The sequence below is a fragment of the Tropicimonas sp. genome (assembly GCF_047971885.1).
Lineage (GTDB): Bacteria > Pseudomonadota > Alphaproteobacteria > Rhodobacterales > Rhodobacteraceae > Tropicimonas.
On record NZ_JBKEAE010000037.1, the window covers coordinates 13,523 to 30,413 of the forward strand.

Annotated in this window: 16 protein-coding genes and 3 tRNA genes; 16 read left to right on the plus strand and 3 right to left on the minus strand. The window is 64.0% G+C overall.

Annotated features, from left to right (window positions below):
* Positions 1-10: 10 nt before the first annotated feature.
* From iolE to iolB, 3 genes are read left to right on the plus strand one after another with little or no spacing between them, the layout of a single operon-like run.
* Complete coding sequence (iolE, locus tag ACK5IR_RS04395) at positions 11-919, plus strand: myo-inosose-2 dehydratase (protein WP_416926308.1); 909 nt, start codon at positions 11-13, stop codon at positions 917-919.
* A complete protein-coding gene (locus ACK5IR_RS04400; RefSeq protein ID WP_416926310.1) occupies positions 916-1,143 on the plus strand; it encodes a DUF3329 domain-containing protein in 228 nt (75 codons plus the stop codon). Before iolE ends, ACK5IR_RS04400 begins: the two co-directional genes overlap by 4 nt.
* A complete protein-coding gene (gene iolB, locus ACK5IR_RS04405) occupies positions 1,140-1,946 on the plus strand; it encodes a 5-deoxy-glucuronate isomerase (protein WP_416926312.1) in 807 nt (268 codons plus the stop codon). The genes ACK5IR_RS04400 and iolB overlap by 4 nt, the downstream gene beginning before the upstream one ends.
* Before the next feature lie 86 nt (positions 1,947-2,032).
* On the opposite strand, the gene ssb is transcribed toward iolB, so the two are convergent.
* Positions 2,033-2,509 carry a single-stranded DNA-binding protein gene (gene ssb / locus ACK5IR_RS04410; protein WP_416926314.1) on the minus strand — a complete coding sequence of 159 codons (477 nt, stop codon included), beginning with the start codon at positions 2,507-2,509 and terminating at the stop codon, positions 2,033-2,035.
* A gap of 203 nt (positions 2,510-2,712) precedes the next feature.
* On the opposite strand from ssb, the gene ACK5IR_RS04415 reads away from it, so the two are divergent.
* The 10 genes from ACK5IR_RS04415 (at position 2,713) to ACK5IR_RS04460 (ending at position 12,580) form a co-directional block, all read left to right on the plus strand.
* On the plus strand, positions 2,713-3,288 hold the full coding sequence (locus ACK5IR_RS04415; RefSeq protein ID WP_416926316.1) for a lytic transglycosylase domain-containing protein: 576 nt from the start codon (positions 2,713-2,715) through the stop codon (positions 3,286-3,288).
* Positions 3,289-3,402: 114 nt separating this feature from the next.
* The gene (locus ACK5IR_RS04420; RefSeq protein WP_416926318.1) at positions 3,403-4,569 is read left to right on the plus strand and encodes a cytochrome-c peroxidase; all 1,167 of its coding nucleotides are present in this window, start codon (positions 3,403-3,405) and stop codon (positions 4,567-4,569) included.
* A 193-nt stretch (positions 4,570-4,762) separates the two neighbouring features.
* Positions 4,763-6,295 (plus strand): ABC transporter substrate-binding protein, encoded by a 1,533-nt coding sequence (locus tag ACK5IR_RS04425; RefSeq protein ID WP_416926320.1) that lies wholly within the window; start codon positions 4,763-4,765, stop codon positions 6,293-6,295.
* A gap of 102 nt (positions 6,296-6,397) precedes the next feature.
* On the plus strand, positions 6,398-7,357 hold the full coding sequence (locus tag ACK5IR_RS04430) for a carbohydrate ABC transporter permease (RefSeq protein WP_416926322.1): 960 nt from the start codon (positions 6,398-6,400) through the stop codon (positions 7,355-7,357).
* A gap of 1 nt (position 7,358) precedes the next feature.
* Entirely contained in the window at positions 7,359-8,228 is an 870-nt protein-coding gene (locus tag ACK5IR_RS04435) for a carbohydrate ABC transporter permease (protein ID WP_416926324.1), read from the plus strand.
* Between the two features lie 15 nt (positions 8,229-8,243).
* Positions 8,244-9,329 (plus strand): ABC transporter ATP-binding protein, encoded by a 1,086-nt coding sequence (locus ACK5IR_RS04440; protein ID WP_416926326.1) that lies wholly within the window; start codon positions 8,244-8,246, stop codon positions 9,327-9,329.
* 16 nt (positions 9,330-9,345) lie between these two features.
* A complete protein-coding gene (locus tag ACK5IR_RS04445; protein WP_416926328.1) occupies positions 9,346-10,377 on the plus strand; it encodes a sulfatase-like hydrolase/transferase in 1,032 nt (343 codons plus the stop codon).
* Positions 10,378-10,380: 3 nt separating this feature from the next.
* Positions 10,381-10,893, plus strand: coding sequence for a sulfatase/phosphatase domain-containing protein (locus ACK5IR_RS04450; RefSeq protein WP_416926330.1), 513 nt, complete (start codon positions 10,381-10,383; stop codon positions 10,891-10,893).
* A 15-nt stretch (positions 10,894-10,908) separates the two neighbouring features.
* Entirely contained in the window at positions 10,909-12,435 is a 1,527-nt protein-coding gene (locus ACK5IR_RS04455; RefSeq protein ID WP_416926332.1) for a sulfatase, read from the plus strand.
* A gap of 69 nt (positions 12,436-12,504) precedes the next feature.
* A tRNA-Thr gene (locus ACK5IR_RS04460) sits at positions 12,505-12,580 on the plus strand.
* A gap of 249 nt (positions 12,581-12,829) precedes the next feature.
* Here ACK5IR_RS04460 and ACK5IR_RS04465 read toward each other — a convergent pair.
* Positions 12,830-12,903 (minus strand) — tRNA-Gly (locus ACK5IR_RS04465).
* Between the two features lie 286 nt (positions 12,904-13,189).
* Between ACK5IR_RS04465 and ACK5IR_RS04470 the strand changes: the two genes are divergently transcribed.
* A tRNA-Asp gene (locus ACK5IR_RS04470) sits at positions 13,190-13,266 on the plus strand.
* 73 nt (positions 13,267-13,339) lie between these two features.
* Here the strand turns inward: ACK5IR_RS04470 and ACK5IR_RS04475 are convergent.
* Positions 13,340-14,725: a M20/M25/M40 family metallo-hydrolase gene (locus ACK5IR_RS04475; RefSeq protein WP_416926334.1), complete on the minus strand. Its 1,386-nt coding sequence runs from the start codon at positions 14,723-14,725 to the stop codon at positions 13,340-13,342.
* 134 nt (positions 14,726-14,859) lie between these two features.
* Here ACK5IR_RS04475 and ACK5IR_RS04480 point away from each other — a divergent pair, with 134 nt between their 5' ends.
* Complete coding sequence (locus tag ACK5IR_RS04480; protein ID WP_416926336.1) at positions 14,860-15,441, plus strand: 5-aminolevulic acid synthase; 582 nt, start codon at positions 14,860-14,862, stop codon at positions 15,439-15,441.
* 128 nt (positions 15,442-15,569) lie between these two features.
* Positions 15,570-16,805 (plus strand): 5-aminolevulinate synthase, encoded by a 1,236-nt coding sequence (gene hemA, locus ACK5IR_RS04485; protein ID WP_416926338.1) that lies wholly within the window; start codon positions 15,570-15,572, stop codon positions 16,803-16,805.
* The last annotated feature ends 86 nt before the right edge of the window (positions 16,806-16,891 follow it).

A 16,891-nucleotide genomic window follows, 5' to 3' on the forward strand; every position in this document is an offset into this window, starting at 1 on the left:
GGAGCAGGTGATGATCCTTTACGGCACCAACCCGATCGCATGGACCAATGACGACGATTTCAGCATCGGCGCCCATCTGACGCTGGACGATTGCCTGTCGGATTGCCGCGAGATCGGCTTCGACGGTATCGAAAAGGGGCATCTGATGCCCGACGACGGCGCCGAACTGAAGGCCTGCCTGGGCGAATACGGCCTGCGCTTTGCCGCCGGCTGGCATTCGACCAACCTTCTGGTGAACGATATCGACACGGAAAAGGCCGCCCTGCAAAAGTTCATCGACATGACCAGGGCGGCGGGCGGCGATCACATCAACGCCTGCGAATGCTCCAACACCGTGCACGGCAACGACAATGTGCCGGTAAACGACCGCGCGATCATGACCGATGCGCAGTGGCACCGTTTCTCGACCGGCTACGAGGAGCTTTCGCGCTTCGCGCAGGATCAGGGCGTCAGGATGGGCTATCACCATCACATGGGCACCATCATCGAAAGCGCCGCCGATATCGACCGGTTCATGGAAATGGCCGGCCCCTGCACGCGGCTGCTGCTGGACACCGGGCATGCGTATTTCGGTGGCGCCGATCCGGCCGAGGTGGCGCGCAGGTACATGGGCAGGGTTACCCATATCCACGCCAAGAACATCCGCCCCGGGATCATGCAAGAAGTACGCGAACAGAACCTGAGCTTCCTCGAAGGTGTCCGGCGCGGGGTCTTCACCGTTCCCGGCGATCCCGAGGGCTGCGTGGACTTTCCGCCAGTGCTGCGAATCGCCGCCGAACACGGCTATCAGGGCTGGCTGGTGATCGAGGCCGAGCAGGACAGCGCCGTGCGCAATCCGCTCCATTATCAGCGCATGGGCTTCAACGCATTGCGCGACATGGCACGCGAAGCCGGGCTCGACACGGCCGTTGCCGCATGAGGCGGCCACTGCTCGACCTGCAACAGGAGTTCTACCGCCCCCTGTGGATCCGGGTGACGATCGTCGTCCTGTGCCTCGGCTGGGGGGCAGTCGAATTCATCTCGGGCGCGCCCTTCTGGGGTGTGGTGTTCGGTGGGATCGGCCTGTTCGCCGCGCATCAGTTCTTTATCGCCTTCGATCCCGAAAAGCCGGACGAACCCGAAAACGACGAGGAAAAGCAATGAGCGCCCTTCTGCGAAAACCCTTCGGAACCCATGGCAAGGTGCACCAGATCACGCCGCAGGATGCGGGGTGGCGCCATGTCGGTTTCTCGCTCTACCGGCTGCGCGCCGGCGACAGCGCCGCCGAGGCGACCGGCGATCGCGAGGTGATCCTGGTCATGGTCGAGGGCAAGGCGGCATTCCGGGCCGCCGGGCAGGACTGGGGCGTGCTGGGCGAGCGGATGGACGTTTTCGAACGGACGCCGCCGCATTGTCTCTATGTCCCGGGCGGGCAGGAGTGGCAGGCGGTTGCCGAGACCGATTGCACCATCGCCGTCTGCTCCGCCCCGGGGACCGGCGGGCATGCGGCGCGGCGCATCGGACCCGACGGCATCGCCCTGACGACGCGGGGCAGGGGCACCAACACCCGCCACATCAACAACATCGCCATGGAGGCCGAGGATTATGCCGACAACCTGCTGGTGACCGAGGTCTTCACGCCGGCCGGGCACTGGTCTTCCTATCCCAGTCACCGCCATGACGAGGACGATTTTCCCCGCATCACCTATCTCGAGGAAACCTACTATCATCGCCTGAAACCCGCCGACGGCTGGGCGGTCCAGCGCGTCTATACCGACGACGGCACGCTGGACGAGATCATGGCGGTAAAGGATGGCGATGTGGTGCTGGTTCCGCGCGGTCATCATCCCTGCGGCGCGCCCTACGGGTTCGATCTCTACTACCTGAACGTCATGGCCGGCCCGCGCCGCAACTGGCGCTTCGTCCCCGCGCCGGAGGTCGAATGGATCCTGGAAAGGGACGCATAGAACCCGGCGGCAGATGGCTCGATGTATCCACTTAATAAACGCCCGATACCTGTTCAATTTCCCCGAACCACCTCTCGAAGGTGGCTCTAGAACGGAATTTCGTCGTCGATGTCGGAGCGGCCGCCCGATGGCGCGCCGCTGTCGTATCCGCCGCCGCCATAGCCGCCGCGGTCGTCATATCCGCCGCCGCCGCCGCTGGCTCCGCCTTCGCCGCGGCTGTCGAGAAGCGTCAGTTCGCTGCGGTAGGGGCGCAGCACGATCTCGGTGGTGTATCGGTCCTGGCCGGACTGATCCTGCCATTTGCGCGTCTCGAGCTGGCCTTCGATATAGACCTTGGAGCCCTTGCGCAGGTATTGTTCGGCGATGCGGGCAAGCGGCTCGGAGAATATCGCAACCGAATGCCATTCGGTCCGTTCGCGGCGTTCGCCGGTGTTGCGGTCTTTCCAGTTCTCGGAGGTGGCGATGCGGAGATTGCACACCTTGCCGCCGTTCTGAAAGGTCCTGACCTCCGGGTCGCGCCCCAGATTGCCGATGAGGATCACCTTGTTCACCGATCCGGCCATGTACTGCTCCTATATCCTGTTGCGATCCTGCATCGGTTTCCCCTGCCAGTGGCATCGTCACACGATGTCCGAATGGTTAAAAACCGCCTAATTTTCAAACTGAGGCTTCCGTGCACTGGCGCGCCCTGGGAATCTTCCTATACTGCGCGCCAACGAAACAAAAGGGACAGTCTGGACGGATGCTGAGGCTTGTCGGAGCAGCGATGGTCGCGGCCGTCTTGGTGGTGGTAGCCAATTCGCCGGTGAATGCGGAAACGACTGTGTCGTCGAAGGCGCGCGTCAAGCTGTTCGCGAAGCAGACGCGCCTGCTCGACGACCGGGCATCCAAGCAATACGAGTTTTCGGCAAGGCTTCAGCCCGGTTCGGCGCGCGAGGCGGTTTCGCTGGCCTCGGTGCCCAACTATCGCGGCCGCTACAAGGGCGAATACCTGCCTGTCGCCAAGGCAGCCGCCCGCAAGCATGGTGTGCCCGAAGACCTGTTCCTGCGCCTCGTGCAGCAGGAAAGCGGCTGGTATGCCGGGGCGCGGTCGCACAAGGGAGCGATCGGGCTGGCGCAACTGATGCCCGAAACCGCCGCCAAGCTGCGGGTCAATCCGCACGATCCGAAGGAAAACCTCGATGGCGGGGCGCGCTACCTGCGGATGATGTACGACCGGTACGGCAACTGGCGGTTGGCGCTGGCGGCGTACAATGCCGGTCCGGGGGCGGTCGACAAATACGGCGGCGTGCCGCCCTACAGCGAAACCAAGACCTACGTTCGCAAGATCTGGGGAAGCTGACCTGCGGCCAGATGTCCGACCCAAATAGTCGGAAAGAACCGCGCAGCGTGTTTTCTCCCGCGTTCCGGAAACGTATCAGTGGTTCGAATTCGGCAATCGTGCAGAGGAACCCTGATGTTGGCACCTGTATCGCGCGGAATGGCGCTGGCTTTCGTCCCGCTGGCGATTCTCGCCGCAGCAAGCGGCAATGCGGCCGATCCCGCCTTTGGCACGCCCGAGGAACTGGGCGCGGCGTTCTTTTTCGATACCGCCCTTTCGATGAACCGCACACAGGCCTGCGCGACCTGCCACGACCCCGCGACCGGGTTCGCCGATGCCCGGGGCGAAGGGGTGGCCGGGGCGGTCTCGCTTGGCGATGACGGGGAAAGCCTCGGCGACCGCAATGCGCCGACGGCGAGCTATGCCATGTACTCGCCCGGCTTTCACTACGACGAGCAGGCCGCCAGATGGAAGGGTGGGCAATTCCTCGACGGGCGCGAGGCCGATCTGACCGGGCAGGCCGGCGGGCCGCCGCTCAATCCCATCGAGATGGGCATGCCCGACAAGGCGAGCGTCGTCGCCCGGCTGCGGGAGAACCCCGATTATGTGGCCTCGATGCAGGCGCTGTTCGGTGACGACCTGTTCGACGATACCGAACGCGCCTATGCCGCGATGACCGGGAGTCTTGCCTCCTTCGAGCGGACGGAAGAGTTCGCGCCGTTCGATTCGAAATACGACCGCTATCTGCGCGGAGAGGCAAAGCTGACCGATCAGGAGGAACTGGGCCGGGTACTGTTCTTTTCCGAGCAGTTCACCAACTGCAATCTCTGCCACCAGTTGGGGCGCAGCCAGATCGACCCGCAGGAGACCTTCAGCAATTACGAATACCACAATATCGGCGTGCCCGAGAATGCCGCCCTGCGGGCGATAAACGGGGTCGCGGCGGATTTTGTCGATACCGGACTGCTGATGAACCCGGCGGTGAGCGACCCGGCCGAAGCGGGCAGGTTCAAGGTGCCCACATTGCGCAACGTGGCCGTCACCGGTCCCTATATGCACAACGGCGTGTTCAGCGACCTGCGGACGGTGATCCTGTTTTACGACAAGTACAATTCGCGCAACGAGGCCCGGCAGATCAACCCGGAAACCGGCGCCGCGTGGGGGCCGCCCGAAGTGGACGGAACGCTGTCGATGAAAGAGCTGGAAACCGGCCCGGCGCTCGACGATCAACGGGTCGACGCGCTGGTCGCCTTCCTGAAAACGCTGACCGACGCGCGCTATGAGGACATGATCGCCCCCTGACCGGTGCAGCGGGGGCACCTGATGCACAAGCCGCCCTGCCTTGTGCGGGGTGCGGCCGGTCGCTGTAACTGCCCGGCTTATCGCCTTAGAAAATAATGGTATTGTTCCTTTGTGGGTGAACCCCTTATCCTCGCCCCGACGGCACCGGCCCGGATGATTCGACGGGCAGGGTGACGCAACGGGAGGAAATACCATGCAAGATTTCGGCAAGGGCTGGTCCCGCCGTTCGTTTCTCAGGTCCGGTGTGGCGCTTGGTGCCGGCATGTTCGCGGCACCGTCGCTGGCGCAGTCGCTGGCGTTCGGCGCCGCATCCGGGGAACTGCCACCCGCCGACGGGCCGGTGCGCTGGCTCGACAGCGGCGACACCAAGGGGGTTTTCCTGAAACGGGCGCTGGCGGAATACGGGCAGGCGCGCGGTGTCGATGTGGTCTACGACGGTTTGCCGTGGAACGAGATCGCCACCGTGCTGCCGCTCGGCATCCGCAACGGCTCGGCGCCCGATACCTTCTGCCTGCCCAACGGGATGGAGCCGTCGGTGGCGCTGGCCGAGGGCTGGATCCAGCCGATCGAGGAGCACATCCCCGATTTTGAAACCTGGAGGCAGGCGTTCCCCGACGGCGCCTTTGTCGAGGGCATCAACGTGTTCGGCGGCAAGACCTATGGTTTCCCGTTCTCGTCCGAGCGCCGGTTCAACAACGCGCTGCTGTTCGACCGCAAGATGATGGACGAGGCCGGATACGGCCACATCGGCGCCGACCGGGCGCTGACCTTCGACGAAATGCGCGATGCGGCGAGGAAGATCACCGAAAACGCCGGCGGCCGCGCCTTTGGCTTCATCATCGGTGGCAACCAGCTTGGCCGCTGGGGCAACACCGCCACCATGCTGGCGCAGCGCGGCGGGGCGACGGTCGGCTCGAACGGCCTGCTCGAAGGCATGGACATGATGACCGGAGAATTCGTCTATGGCGGCGACGAATACGTCGCCGGGGTCGAACTGCTGCTGGCGCTGCGCGACGACGGGTCGGTATTTCCCGGCGTGCTGACCATCAACGCGCCGCAGGCGCGCGAGTTCATCACCCAGGGTGCCGCCGGCATGATCGTTCAGGGCCCGTGGAACATTCCCATCTGGGAGGCCAACGCGCCCCATTTCGATTTCGGCGTGTCGCCGGGCCCGGCGCCCGATGAAAGCGGGCTGGGCAACAGCGTCTGGGTACTGCAGCTTCCCAACACCGGCAACATGATGTGGCTCAACGCGGCGGCCAGAAACGCGGCCTATGTCGGCGATTTCTTCCACTGGCTCGGCTCGCTTGACGGGCAGGTGGCCTATGCCAACGTTGCCAGTTGCGCCGATCCGGCGATCTTCCCCGAAACGGTCAAGCTGGTCGATCTGAGCGCGCGCGCGGTGGCGATGCTGGAGATGGCCGGGAAATACGTGCGCATCGCGCCCAACCCCTTTGTGCGCAATCCCGATCTGGCAGCGGTTGCCGCCGCCTATGTCGACCCGACGCCGAATCTGGCGCAGGCGGTGCAGGGGCTGTTCGCCGGGCAACTCAGCGATGTGCGGGGCACGCTCGGCAAGGTCGCCGATGCCCGCAACAAGGCGCTCGACGATGCGATTGCCAAGGCCAGGGCCGGCGGCGCCAATGTCAGCCGCGACGATTTCGCGTTCCAGGGCGTGTGGACACCGGCGGCCGATTTCGGCCCCGCCGATTACGCAAAGCTCTGAGGCCGGTGCGATCGAGGCGTGGCCGCCGGGCGGCGGCCGCGCGTTTTCCGGTCCGGGATGCGGCGTACAGACCCGCGCGGACCACCGAGGAGGGCGGGGCCGATGTCCACGCGCATTGATCTGGCGAATGCCGCCAAGGCCCGGAGCGCTCCGCCGCTGCGGGATCGCATGTGGGCGTCGCGTACCGATTATCTGTTTCTGGTTCCCGGTCTGCTGATCTTCGGTGCCTTCATCTTCTGGCCGCTGATCGCCTCGTTCTATTACTCGACCCTCAACTGGACCGGCTTCGGCGCCAATTCCGAATATGTCGGGCTTGCCAATTACCGCGAACTGCTGCGCGACGAGTTCTTCTATTCCGCGCTCGGGCGGTCGTTCCTGTTCATGCTGGCCACGGTGCCGTTCCAGATGCTGCTGAGCCTTGTGCTGGCAATCGTGCTCAACAACAAGCTGCTCAAACTGTCGACGTTGTTCCGCGCGATGATCTTCCTGCCGGTGGTTTCGCCCGTGGCCGTCATCGGCATTGTCTGGGTGCTGATGCTGAGCCCGTTCAACGGGCCGATCAACGGATTCCTTCTGGACGGCCATATCATTGCGCGGGCGATAGATTTTCTCGGCTCGCCGCAGCTTGTCCTGTGGACGCTCGCCGCGATCTTCGTCTGGAAATGGACGGGGATCACGCTGGTCTACTGGCTGGCGGCGCTTCAGACCGTGCCGGACGAGTTGTACGAGGCGGCAAGGCTGGACGGGGTGAAGCCCTGGCAGGTGCTGATCTACATGGTTCTGCCCATTGTCGCGCCCTTTGCCGTTGTCATCGGGCTCATCTCGGCGATTTCCGCGCTCAACGTCTTTCCGCTGATCCAGGCGACGACCGGGGGAGGGCCGTATTTCTCGTCCGAGGTGATGGAGGTCTATATCTTCCGCACCGCCTTTGCCCCCGCTTCGGGCCAGTTTCCGCGGCTGGGCTACGCATCGGCCGCCGGTGTTCTCTTCGGTCTGGTCATCATGGGGCTGACGGTATTGCAGGCCATCGCGGTGCGCCGCGTCCGCCGCAAGGAGGGTTGAGATGTCAGACGCAGCGCTTTCCCCGCCCGTCCGGCGCGACAGCTTTCTCACCCCCCGGCGCAGGCGGTTCCTGACATCGGTGGTTCTGGCGGCGATATGCGCGGTCTGGGTCTATCCGCTGGTATGGATGATCGCCGCCTCGTTCAAGCCGAACAGCGAATTGTTCATGAACACCGGCCTGATCCCCGACAATCCGACGCTCGAAAACTACACGCGCGCCTGGACCGAGGCGAACATCCAGCGCTACTTCTTCAACACGCTGTTCGTGACCGTCGGCTCGGTTGTGCTGACAACCTGCTCGGCGGCGCTGATGGGCTATGTGCTGGGCCGCCGGCCGCTGCCGGGAAAGTGGTTCCTGATGGGGCTGATGGTCTTTACCCTGTTCATCCCGCAGGGATATACGATCATCCCGGTGTTCGAACTGCTGACGACCCTCGGGCTTGGCCAGTCGCTCTGGGGGTTGATGTTTGCCACCTGCGGCCATTCCATCGTCGTGTTCACGCTGCTTTTCGCCGGCTATTTCGCGCAGATTCCAAAGGAGCTGGACGAGGCCAGCCGGATGGACGGGGTCGGTCCGGTCAGAACCTTCTGGTTCGTGATGCTGCCGCTGGCCAGGCCCATCGTCGTCACGGTAGTGGTGATGCAGTCGCTTCAGGCATGGAACGATTTTCTGCTGCCGCTTGTCATCACGCTGGCCAACCCCGAAATGCGCACGCTTTCGGTTGGCATCTATTCGTTCAAGGGAGAGCATTTTGTCGACTGGGGCGGTATGACCGCCGCCTCGACGGTTGCCATCGTGCCGATCATCCTGCTTTTCCTTTTCTTGCAACGGTACTTCATCGACGGCCTTGCCGGTGCGGTGAAGGGCTGAGACCGGAGTGGGCGCATGTCTGGTGTGAAACTGACCGATGTCACCAAGAGCTTTGGCCTGATTAATGTCATCCGCGGTGTCGATATCGAGATCGACGAGGGCGAGTTCTGCGTATTCGTCGGCCCGTCGGGTTGCGGCAAATCCACCCTGCTGCGGCTGATCGCCGGGCTGGAAGAGATCACTGCGGGCGAGATCGCCATCGGCGGGCGCCGGGTGAACGATGTCGATGCCTCGCAGCGTGGTACGGCGATGGTGTTCCAGACCTATGCGCTCTATCCCCACATGACGGTCGAGCGGAACATGGGGTTCGGCCTGCTGATGAACGGTGTCGACAAGGCTGTGGTGAAGGAGAAGGTCGTCAAGGCGGCGCGCATCCTCCAGATCGAGAAACTGCTCGACCGCAAGCCCCGGCAATTATCGGGCGGTCAGCGCCAGCGCGTCGCCATCGGCCGCGCCATCGTCCGCGATCCAGAGGTCTTCCTGTTCGACGAGCCGCTGTCGAACCTGGATGCCGAGTTGCGGGTGGCGACGCGGCTGGAGATCGCCAAGCTGCACCATACGCTGGAAGGCTCGACGATGATCTATGTCACGCACGATCAGGTCGAGGCGATGACGCTGGCCGACAAGATCGTCGTGCTGCGCGATGGCATGGTCGAGCAGGTTGGCCCGCCGATGGAGCTTTACGACCGGCCGGACAATATCTTCGTCGCCGGTTTCATCGGCAGCCCGAAAATGAATTTCATCGCGCTGAGCGATGGTGTCACGCCCGATGGCCATGCCGTCGACATCAGCGGTCCGGGATCGGAACGGACTGTCACGCTGGGCGTGCGCGCCGACAGCCTGCGCCCCGTCGCCGAAGGGAACGGGCAGGTGGTCGGCGCGGTCACGGTGGTCGAGCGGCTGGGCGATGCCGATTTCGTGCATTTCCGCACCCCCTGGGGGCAGGAGCTTGTCGCCCGCTTCGAACACGGTTCGGCCACCCGGGTCGGCGATCGGCTCGAACTGGGGCTGTCCGGAGCGGTTCACTATTTCGATATCGAAGGGCGCGCGCTGCGCGGCGTCATCACCCGCGACATGACCGGGGCGGTCGCCAATGCCTGAACACGGAGAGCGAAAGATGCGTCCCAACATCATCTTCATCATGTCCGACGATCACGCGGCGCGGGCGATTTCGGCCTATGGCGCGGGGATCAACCACACGCCGAATCTCGACCGGCTGGCGCACGAGGGCATGCGCCACGACGCGACCTATGTCACCAATTCGATCTGCACGCCGTCGCGCGCCGCGATCCTGACCGGCACCTATAACCATGTGAATTGCGTCACCACGCTCGACACCCATATCGACAACCGCTGGCCCAATGTCGCCAGGCACCTGCGTGCCGGCGGCTACCGTACCGCAATTTTCGGCAAGTGGCATCTGGGCGAAGGCCCGGCCCACCAGCCGGCCGGATTCGACGAATGGTGCGTGTTGCCGGGGCAGGGGGATTACTGGGATCCGGCCTTCATCGCGCCCGGGGGGCGCCGGCGCATTCCGGGCTACGCCACCGACATCATCACCGACATGTCGATCGATTTCATCGAACGGAACCGGGATGAACCGTTCTTCCTGATGTGCCACCACAAGGCGCCGCACCGCAACTGGCAGTATCACCCGCGCTACCGGCACCTGTGGGCCGACGAGGATGTGCCGCTGCCGCCGACCTTTGGCGATACCTATGAAAACCGCGCTGCCGCTGCGGCTGCGGCGAAGATGCGGGTGAAATCCGACATGCTGTGGGAGGATCTGGCGCTGGTGCAGCCCGAGGGCGGGGCCGATGTCGCCGGCGAGATGATGGTCGATCCATGGCCGATGCGAAAGGTTCCCGAACTGGCCGAGGGCGAGAGCATCACCGTGATCTGCGCCGAGACCGGGCGGAATTTCACCTTCGACGATCCCGGCGCCTTTGCCGAATTCAAATACCAGCGATACATGAAGCGCTACCTGCGCACGGTTCAGGCCATCGACGACGGCGTGGGCCGCATGCTGGACACGCTCGACCGGCTTGGCCTGACCGAAAACACGCTGGTGATCTATACCTCTGATCAGGGGTTTTTCCTTGGCGAGCACGGCTGGTTCGACAAGCGTTTCATGTACGAGGAAAGCTAGCAGATGCCGTTCCTGTGCCGCTATCCGGCGGCGATCACCGCCGGAAGCACTTCGCGCGATTTTGCCTGCAACGTCGATTTTGCCGCAACCTTCCTCGATTTCGCAGGGCTGCCCGTTCCCGGCTACATGCAGGGTGTCTCGATGCGCCCGGTGCTCGAGGGGCGCACACCAGACGACTGGGATCAACTCGCCTATCACCGCTACTGGATGCACAACGATATCATCCACGAAGCCTGGGCGCATTACGGTGTGCGCAACCGGCGCTACAAGCTGATATACTGGTACAACAAGGATCTGGGCCAGATCGGCGCGCGCGCCAACGATGCCCCGCCCGAATGGGAATTGTTCGATTGCGAGGCCGATCCCTGCGAATTGCTGAACCTTGCCGGCGATCCGGCCCACGCCGGCGTCTTCGCCGAGATGCTCGCCCTGCTCGACCGCAAGCAGGAGCAGATCGGCGACATACCCGAACATGACAGTGCCGAGGTGCTTGCGCAACTCGGGCAGCCGGCCTGAGGGGGCGGGAAGCGGATGGAACGACGGCCGAACATCCTGCTCATCACCACCGATCAGCAGCATTTCACCGCGCTGGGGGCGGTGAACGACCGGATATCCACCCCCAATCTCGACCGGCTCTGTCGTGTCGGCATGCGGTTCGACAGGGCCTATTGCGCAAGCCCCGTCTGCACGCCGTCGCGCGCCACGATCATCACCGGGCAATATCCATCGCACCACGGTGCATGGACCATCGGCGTGAACCTGTCGGAGGACCGCCAGACGCTTGGGCAGGTCCTGTCCGCTGCCGGCTACCGTACCGGGCTGATCGGCAAGGCGCATTTCCAGTCGCTCGCGCCACCATCGCTGGAAAGCCAGCCCATCCTGCGCGATCTAGATTTCTGGCGCGGTTTCAACGGGCCGTGGTACGGTTTCGATCATATCGAACTGGCCCGCAACCACGCCGACGAAAGCCATGTCGGCCAGCATTACGCATTGTGGATGGAAAGTAGGGGCTTTCCGGAATGGCGCGAGTATTTCCAGCCGCTGGCGGGTGAAAGCGCGGCGCATGCGCCGGCACTGCACCCCTCGGGGCATTACTGGGCGCGCGCGGGGCGGCACTGGGCCTTGCCGCAGGAACTGCACTATACCACCTGGACGGGCGAACGCAGCGCCGCCTTCATCGACGATAACGCCGACCGGCCGTTCTTTCTGTGGGCGAGCTTTCACGATCCGCATCCGCCCTATACAGTGCCCGAGCCCTGGGCCTCGATGTACGATCCCGACGACATGCAGCCGGGCCGTGTTTCGCCGGGCGAGCACGCGCGCAACGCGCCGCATTTCGCCATGACGCAGCAACCGGCCCCCGATTTCGGCGACTGGCACAAGCCGTTTGAGGCGCACGGCTGCTCCTCGCACCTCTACCCCGGGGAAGATCTGAAAAGGGATATGGCCGTCTATTACGGCATGGTGAGCTTTCTCGATGCCGAGATCGGCCGCCTCCTCGACCGGCTGGAGGCTCTGGGGCTGGCCGGCAACACGCTTGTCGTCTTCACCTCGGATCACGGCCATTTCCTCGGGCAGCACGGGCTGGTTGCCAAGGGGCCGTTCCATTACGAGGACATGCTGCGTGTCCCGTTCATTGCCGCCTGGCCGGGGCGCATTCCCGCCGGCGGGGCGCGCGATGCGATCCAGAGCCTGGTCGACCTGATGCCCACCTTCCTCGATGCGGCCGGGGTCGCCATTCCGGGGCAGGTGCAGGGGATGTCGCAGCTTTCCACCTGGCTGGGTGGCCCGGCGGTGCGTGACCACGCAATCTGCGAGAACCGGCACAACCCGGACATGCCGCATGTCACCAGCTATATCGAGCCCCGCTACAAGGTCAGCGTCTATCGCCGTGGCCCGTGGGGGGAACTGTTCGATCTGGAGGCAGACCCGGGAGAGTTGCGCAATCTCTGGGACGATCCGCAGAGCGAACCGGTCAAATGCGGAATGCTGCACCGCATGGTACAGGGGTTTCTTCAGGCCGAGCCAACGGAAAACCCGCGCGTCGCCCACGCCTGACACGGCCGGTACCGATGGTGCGCAGAGCATTGCGTGTGCCGCAACGGGGCACTATACGGTCACCCTAGGGCCGGTCTAGCTCAGCTGGTAGAGCACCGCATTTGTAATGCGATGGCCGGGGGTTCGAGTCCCTCGACCGGCACCATATGTGATCTTGCGGAATGAGCCCGTCACGGCGACAACCTCGTCACGCTACGGAAGGCGGCGCCAGTCTGTGCGTACAATGCCGTACACCCGCCCGGGACGATCGGCCGCGCTTCCGGTTCCGGGCATCGGTGCCTCCGAGTTGGGGAACTGTAGGGCGAAGCACTTGCCACGGGTGTTTGTGGCAGTTTCTCGTCTGGGGCATCTGCCCGGGCATGGGCCTGATATGGAGGGCGATTTACATTTTCGATGGAGCGGGTGAAGGGAATCGAACCCTCGTCTGGAGCTTGGGAAGCTCTCGCTCTGCCATTGAGCTACACCCGCGTGGCTTTGGCCAATATCATTCCCTCTGGCGAATCTTCAAGGCCAATCTGCTGGCCGGTGCGGAATGCTGTGAAGCGCGGCGAAAGCACCCGCCTGTCAGGCAGGATGTGCGGGCGGTTGGGGGATTGGCCCAGTGCGGAGAGGTGGCGTCTCTCTGCACAGGACGCGATTGGCCGGGCGGCGGGAAATCTCGGTGATGCGGAAAAGGTTGCTTGACGCCGCGGGCGCCGCACCCTAGAACGCCGCTCACGCCGCGCGGTGCGATGCATTTAGCGGCTTGCAGCGGGCGGTTGTAGCTCAGTTGGTTAGAGTACCGGCCTGTCACGCCGGGGGTCGCGGGTTCGAGCCCCGTCAACCGCGCCACCTTTTCCTGTCGAGACAACCGTCACTGCCGGACCGATGGCGCCGGGGTCTCTCGTTCCATCCGAAACCCGTGTCAGCCCGACAGGGCCGCCAGCACGCGTGCCCAGCTCCGGATGCCCTTGTGAAAGCTCTCGACGTCGTATTTCTCGTTCGGCGAGTGAATGGCGTCGTCGTCGTTGGCAAAGCCGATCAGCATCGAATCCATGCCGAGGATCGACTTGAAGTAATAGGCGACGGGAATCGACCCGCCCATGCCGACAAACACCGCCTCGCGGTTCCATTCGTCGGTCAGCGCCTGCCGGGCGGCGGCGAATTCGGGGCGCGAGGTATCCATCACCGCCGCCGGGGCGCCGTCCAGATCGCCCTGCCAGACGACCCTGGCATCGGTCGACAGGCGCGCCGCGACATGGGCGCGGATCTTGCGGCGTACCTCCGCCGGGTCCATGTCGCCAACCAGCCGACAGGTGATCTTGCAATGCGCCCGGGACGGGATCACCGTTTTCGACCCGGCGCCCTGATAGCCACCCCAGAGCCCGTTGACTTCGAGCGTCGGGCGCGCCCATTGCTGTTCGAGGGTCGAGTAACCCTTTTCCCCATGCGGCCCGGTGAACCCCACGCTTTCCAGATAGGTCTTTTCGTCGAAGCCGCAGCTTTCCCACTGGCGCTTCAGATCGTCGGAAATCTTGTGCACGCCATCGTAGAACCCTTCGACGGCAACGCGCCCGTCCGCGTCGTGAAACGTTTCCACGATGCGGGCGATTTCGTGCAGCGGATTGAGGGCGGGGCCGCCGTAGTGGCCCGAATGCAGGTCGATCCGTGGCCCTTCGATGACGAATTCGTCCTTGAGCATACCGCGCAGTTGCGAGGCGATGGAGGGCACGCCGGGGGCGACCATGCTGGTATCGCAGATCAGGACGATATCCCTTGTCAGTTCCCCGGAGTTTTCCCTGAGGAACGGGATGAGCGACGGCGAGCCGGATTCCTCCTCGCCCTCGAAGAAGAAGGAGATCTGCGCCGGCAGGCGGCCATGCACCGCCTTCCAGGCACGGCAGGCCTCGACAAAGGTCATGAGCTGGCCCTTGTCATCCGATGCGCCGCGGGCGCGGATCACTTGTCCGTGTTCGGTCTGCTGCAATTCCGGTTCGAAAGGTTCGCTGTTCCACTGGTCCAGAGGGTCGACCGGCTGCACGTCGTAATGGCCGTAAAACAGCAGCGACGGGCCGTCGCCATCGGCGTGGCCGACCACCATCGGCCGCCCCGGCGTCGGGCGTTTCGCGGCGTCGACCCCCAGCGACCTGAGGTCTCCGACCAGCCATTCGGCGGCGATTTCACAGGCTCCCGCATGGGCCGGATCGGTCGAGATCGACGGTATCCGGATCAGTTGCATCAGCCGGTCGAGCGCCCCGGGCAGGTCGGCATCTATCCGGTCGAGCACCGGGGAAAGGCGAGGGTCGGACATGGAGGACTCCCATCTGGAAACTGGCGCGACCCTAGCAGCGGGCGACGGACTGTCCAGAGCCGGACGCGCCGCTTGGGGCTGGCTTCGGCGCGGGGCAGGGGGTAGTGTCGGCGCAATCAGACTGGAGACCGATGATGCGCAAGACCGGACTGGCCATTGCCCTTGCCCTTCTGACGCCGGCGATCGCCCTCGCCCAGCCGGTGGAGAGCCGGGCGGCGAAGAAGATGCTGTTCAGCGAAAGGGGCGCCGAGGTTGTGGTTGCCGATGTCGATTTTCTGGACGATTCGGCAAAGACGGCGCTGAAGCAGGCGGCCGGCCAGATCCCCTATTACGGGGCGATCGCCGTTTCGCCGGGTGAGCCCACCTCGGCCAACCTCATGTCCACCATGGCGAATTTCCACACGTCCGAGGCGGCCTCGGCTGCGGCGCTGGCCAATTGCAACGCCCGGCGTACTTCGGGCGGGCCCTGCGTGGTGATCGCGACCGTCCTGCCAAAGCGTTACAGGCCCGAAGCGCTGACGATGTCGTTGCAGGCGACGCAGGCGTTCAACAAGCAGTACCGCAAGATGAAGGAACCCAAGGGCATGGCGATCTCGCCAACCGTCGGGGCCTATGGCTACGACCGTGGCGATGGCGGGCGGGCTATCTCGATCTGCAACGCGGCGGCGGCCAGGGAAGGCGCCTCGGATTGTCGCCTAGTGGTGGCGGATCAGTGACTGCCGGGTTAAAATAATTCCAGAATGACGTGTATCGCGTCAATTTGCGCCATCCGATGGCAATGGTTCGTGTATAAACAGAGCGAACAGTCGAGATAAAGCCACGAGAAGAACCGAGGTTAGCCCAGGTGACAGACAAGATCCGCTACGAAACCGCCATCGACGCCGCAATCGGGAGGTTGCACGCGGAAGGCCGCTACCGGACCTTCATCGACATCGAACGGCGCAAGGGCGATTTCCCGCATGCGGTCTGGGTGCGCCCCGACGGGACGGAAAAGGAAATCACCGTCTGGTGTGGCAACGACTATCTCGGGATGGGGCAGCACCCCGTGGTGCTGGCGGCGATGGACGAGGCGCTGCGGGCAACCGGAGCGGGGTCCGGCGGGACGCGCAACATCTCGGGCACCACAGTCTATCACAAGCGGCTCGAGGCGGAACTGGCCGACCTGCACGGGAAGGAATCGGCCCTGATCTTCACCTCGGCCTATATCGCCAACGATGCGACGCTATCGACATTGCCGGTACTGTTGCCCGGGCTGATCATCTATTCCGACGCGCTGAACCATGCCTCGATGATCGAGGGAATCCGCCGCAACGGCGGTTCCAAGCGGATATTCCGGCACAACGATGTCGCGCATCTGCGCGAACTTCTGGCCGCCGACGATCCGGCGGCGCCGAAGCTGATCGCCTTCGAGTCGATCTATTCGATGGACGGCGATTTTGCCCCCATCGGGGCGATCTGCGATCTGGCCGACGAGTTCGGCGCACTGACCTATATCGACGAGGTTCACGCCGTTGGCATGTACGGGCCGCGCGGGGCCGGCGTTGCCGAGCGCGACGGGCTGATGGGCCGGATCGACATCATCAACGGAACGCTGGCCAAGGCCTATGGCGTGATGGGCGGATATATCGCGTCGAGCGCCAGAATGTGCGACGCCATAAGGTCTTATGCGCCGGGGTTCATCTTTACCACGTCGCTTCCACCGGCGGTGGCAGCGGGGGCGGCGGCCTCGGTGAGGCACCTCAAGACCGACCAGGCGCTGCGCGACAAGCAGCAGCTTCACGCGCGGATTCTCAAGACCCGGCTCAAGGCGATGGGCCTGCCGATCATCGATCACGGCAGCCATATCGTGCCGGTGATCGTGGGCGATCCGGTGCATACCAAGGCGCTGTCGGATATGCTGCTGGAGGATTTCGGCGTCTATGTTCAGCCGATCAATTTCCCCACCGTTCCGCGCGGGACCGAACGGCTGCGCTTCACGCCGTCGCCGGTTCATTCGCCCGACATGCTTGACGCGCTGGTGCGGGCGATGGACAGCCTGTGGTCGCACTGCGCGTTGAACCGCGCAGAACTGGCGGGTTAACGCTACTGCAAGTGCATCGTGATTAAGGCTGTGTTAGTCTGAGCCCCACAAGAGCGGTTCGTCGAATCGCCTTTCTGTGGGGACAG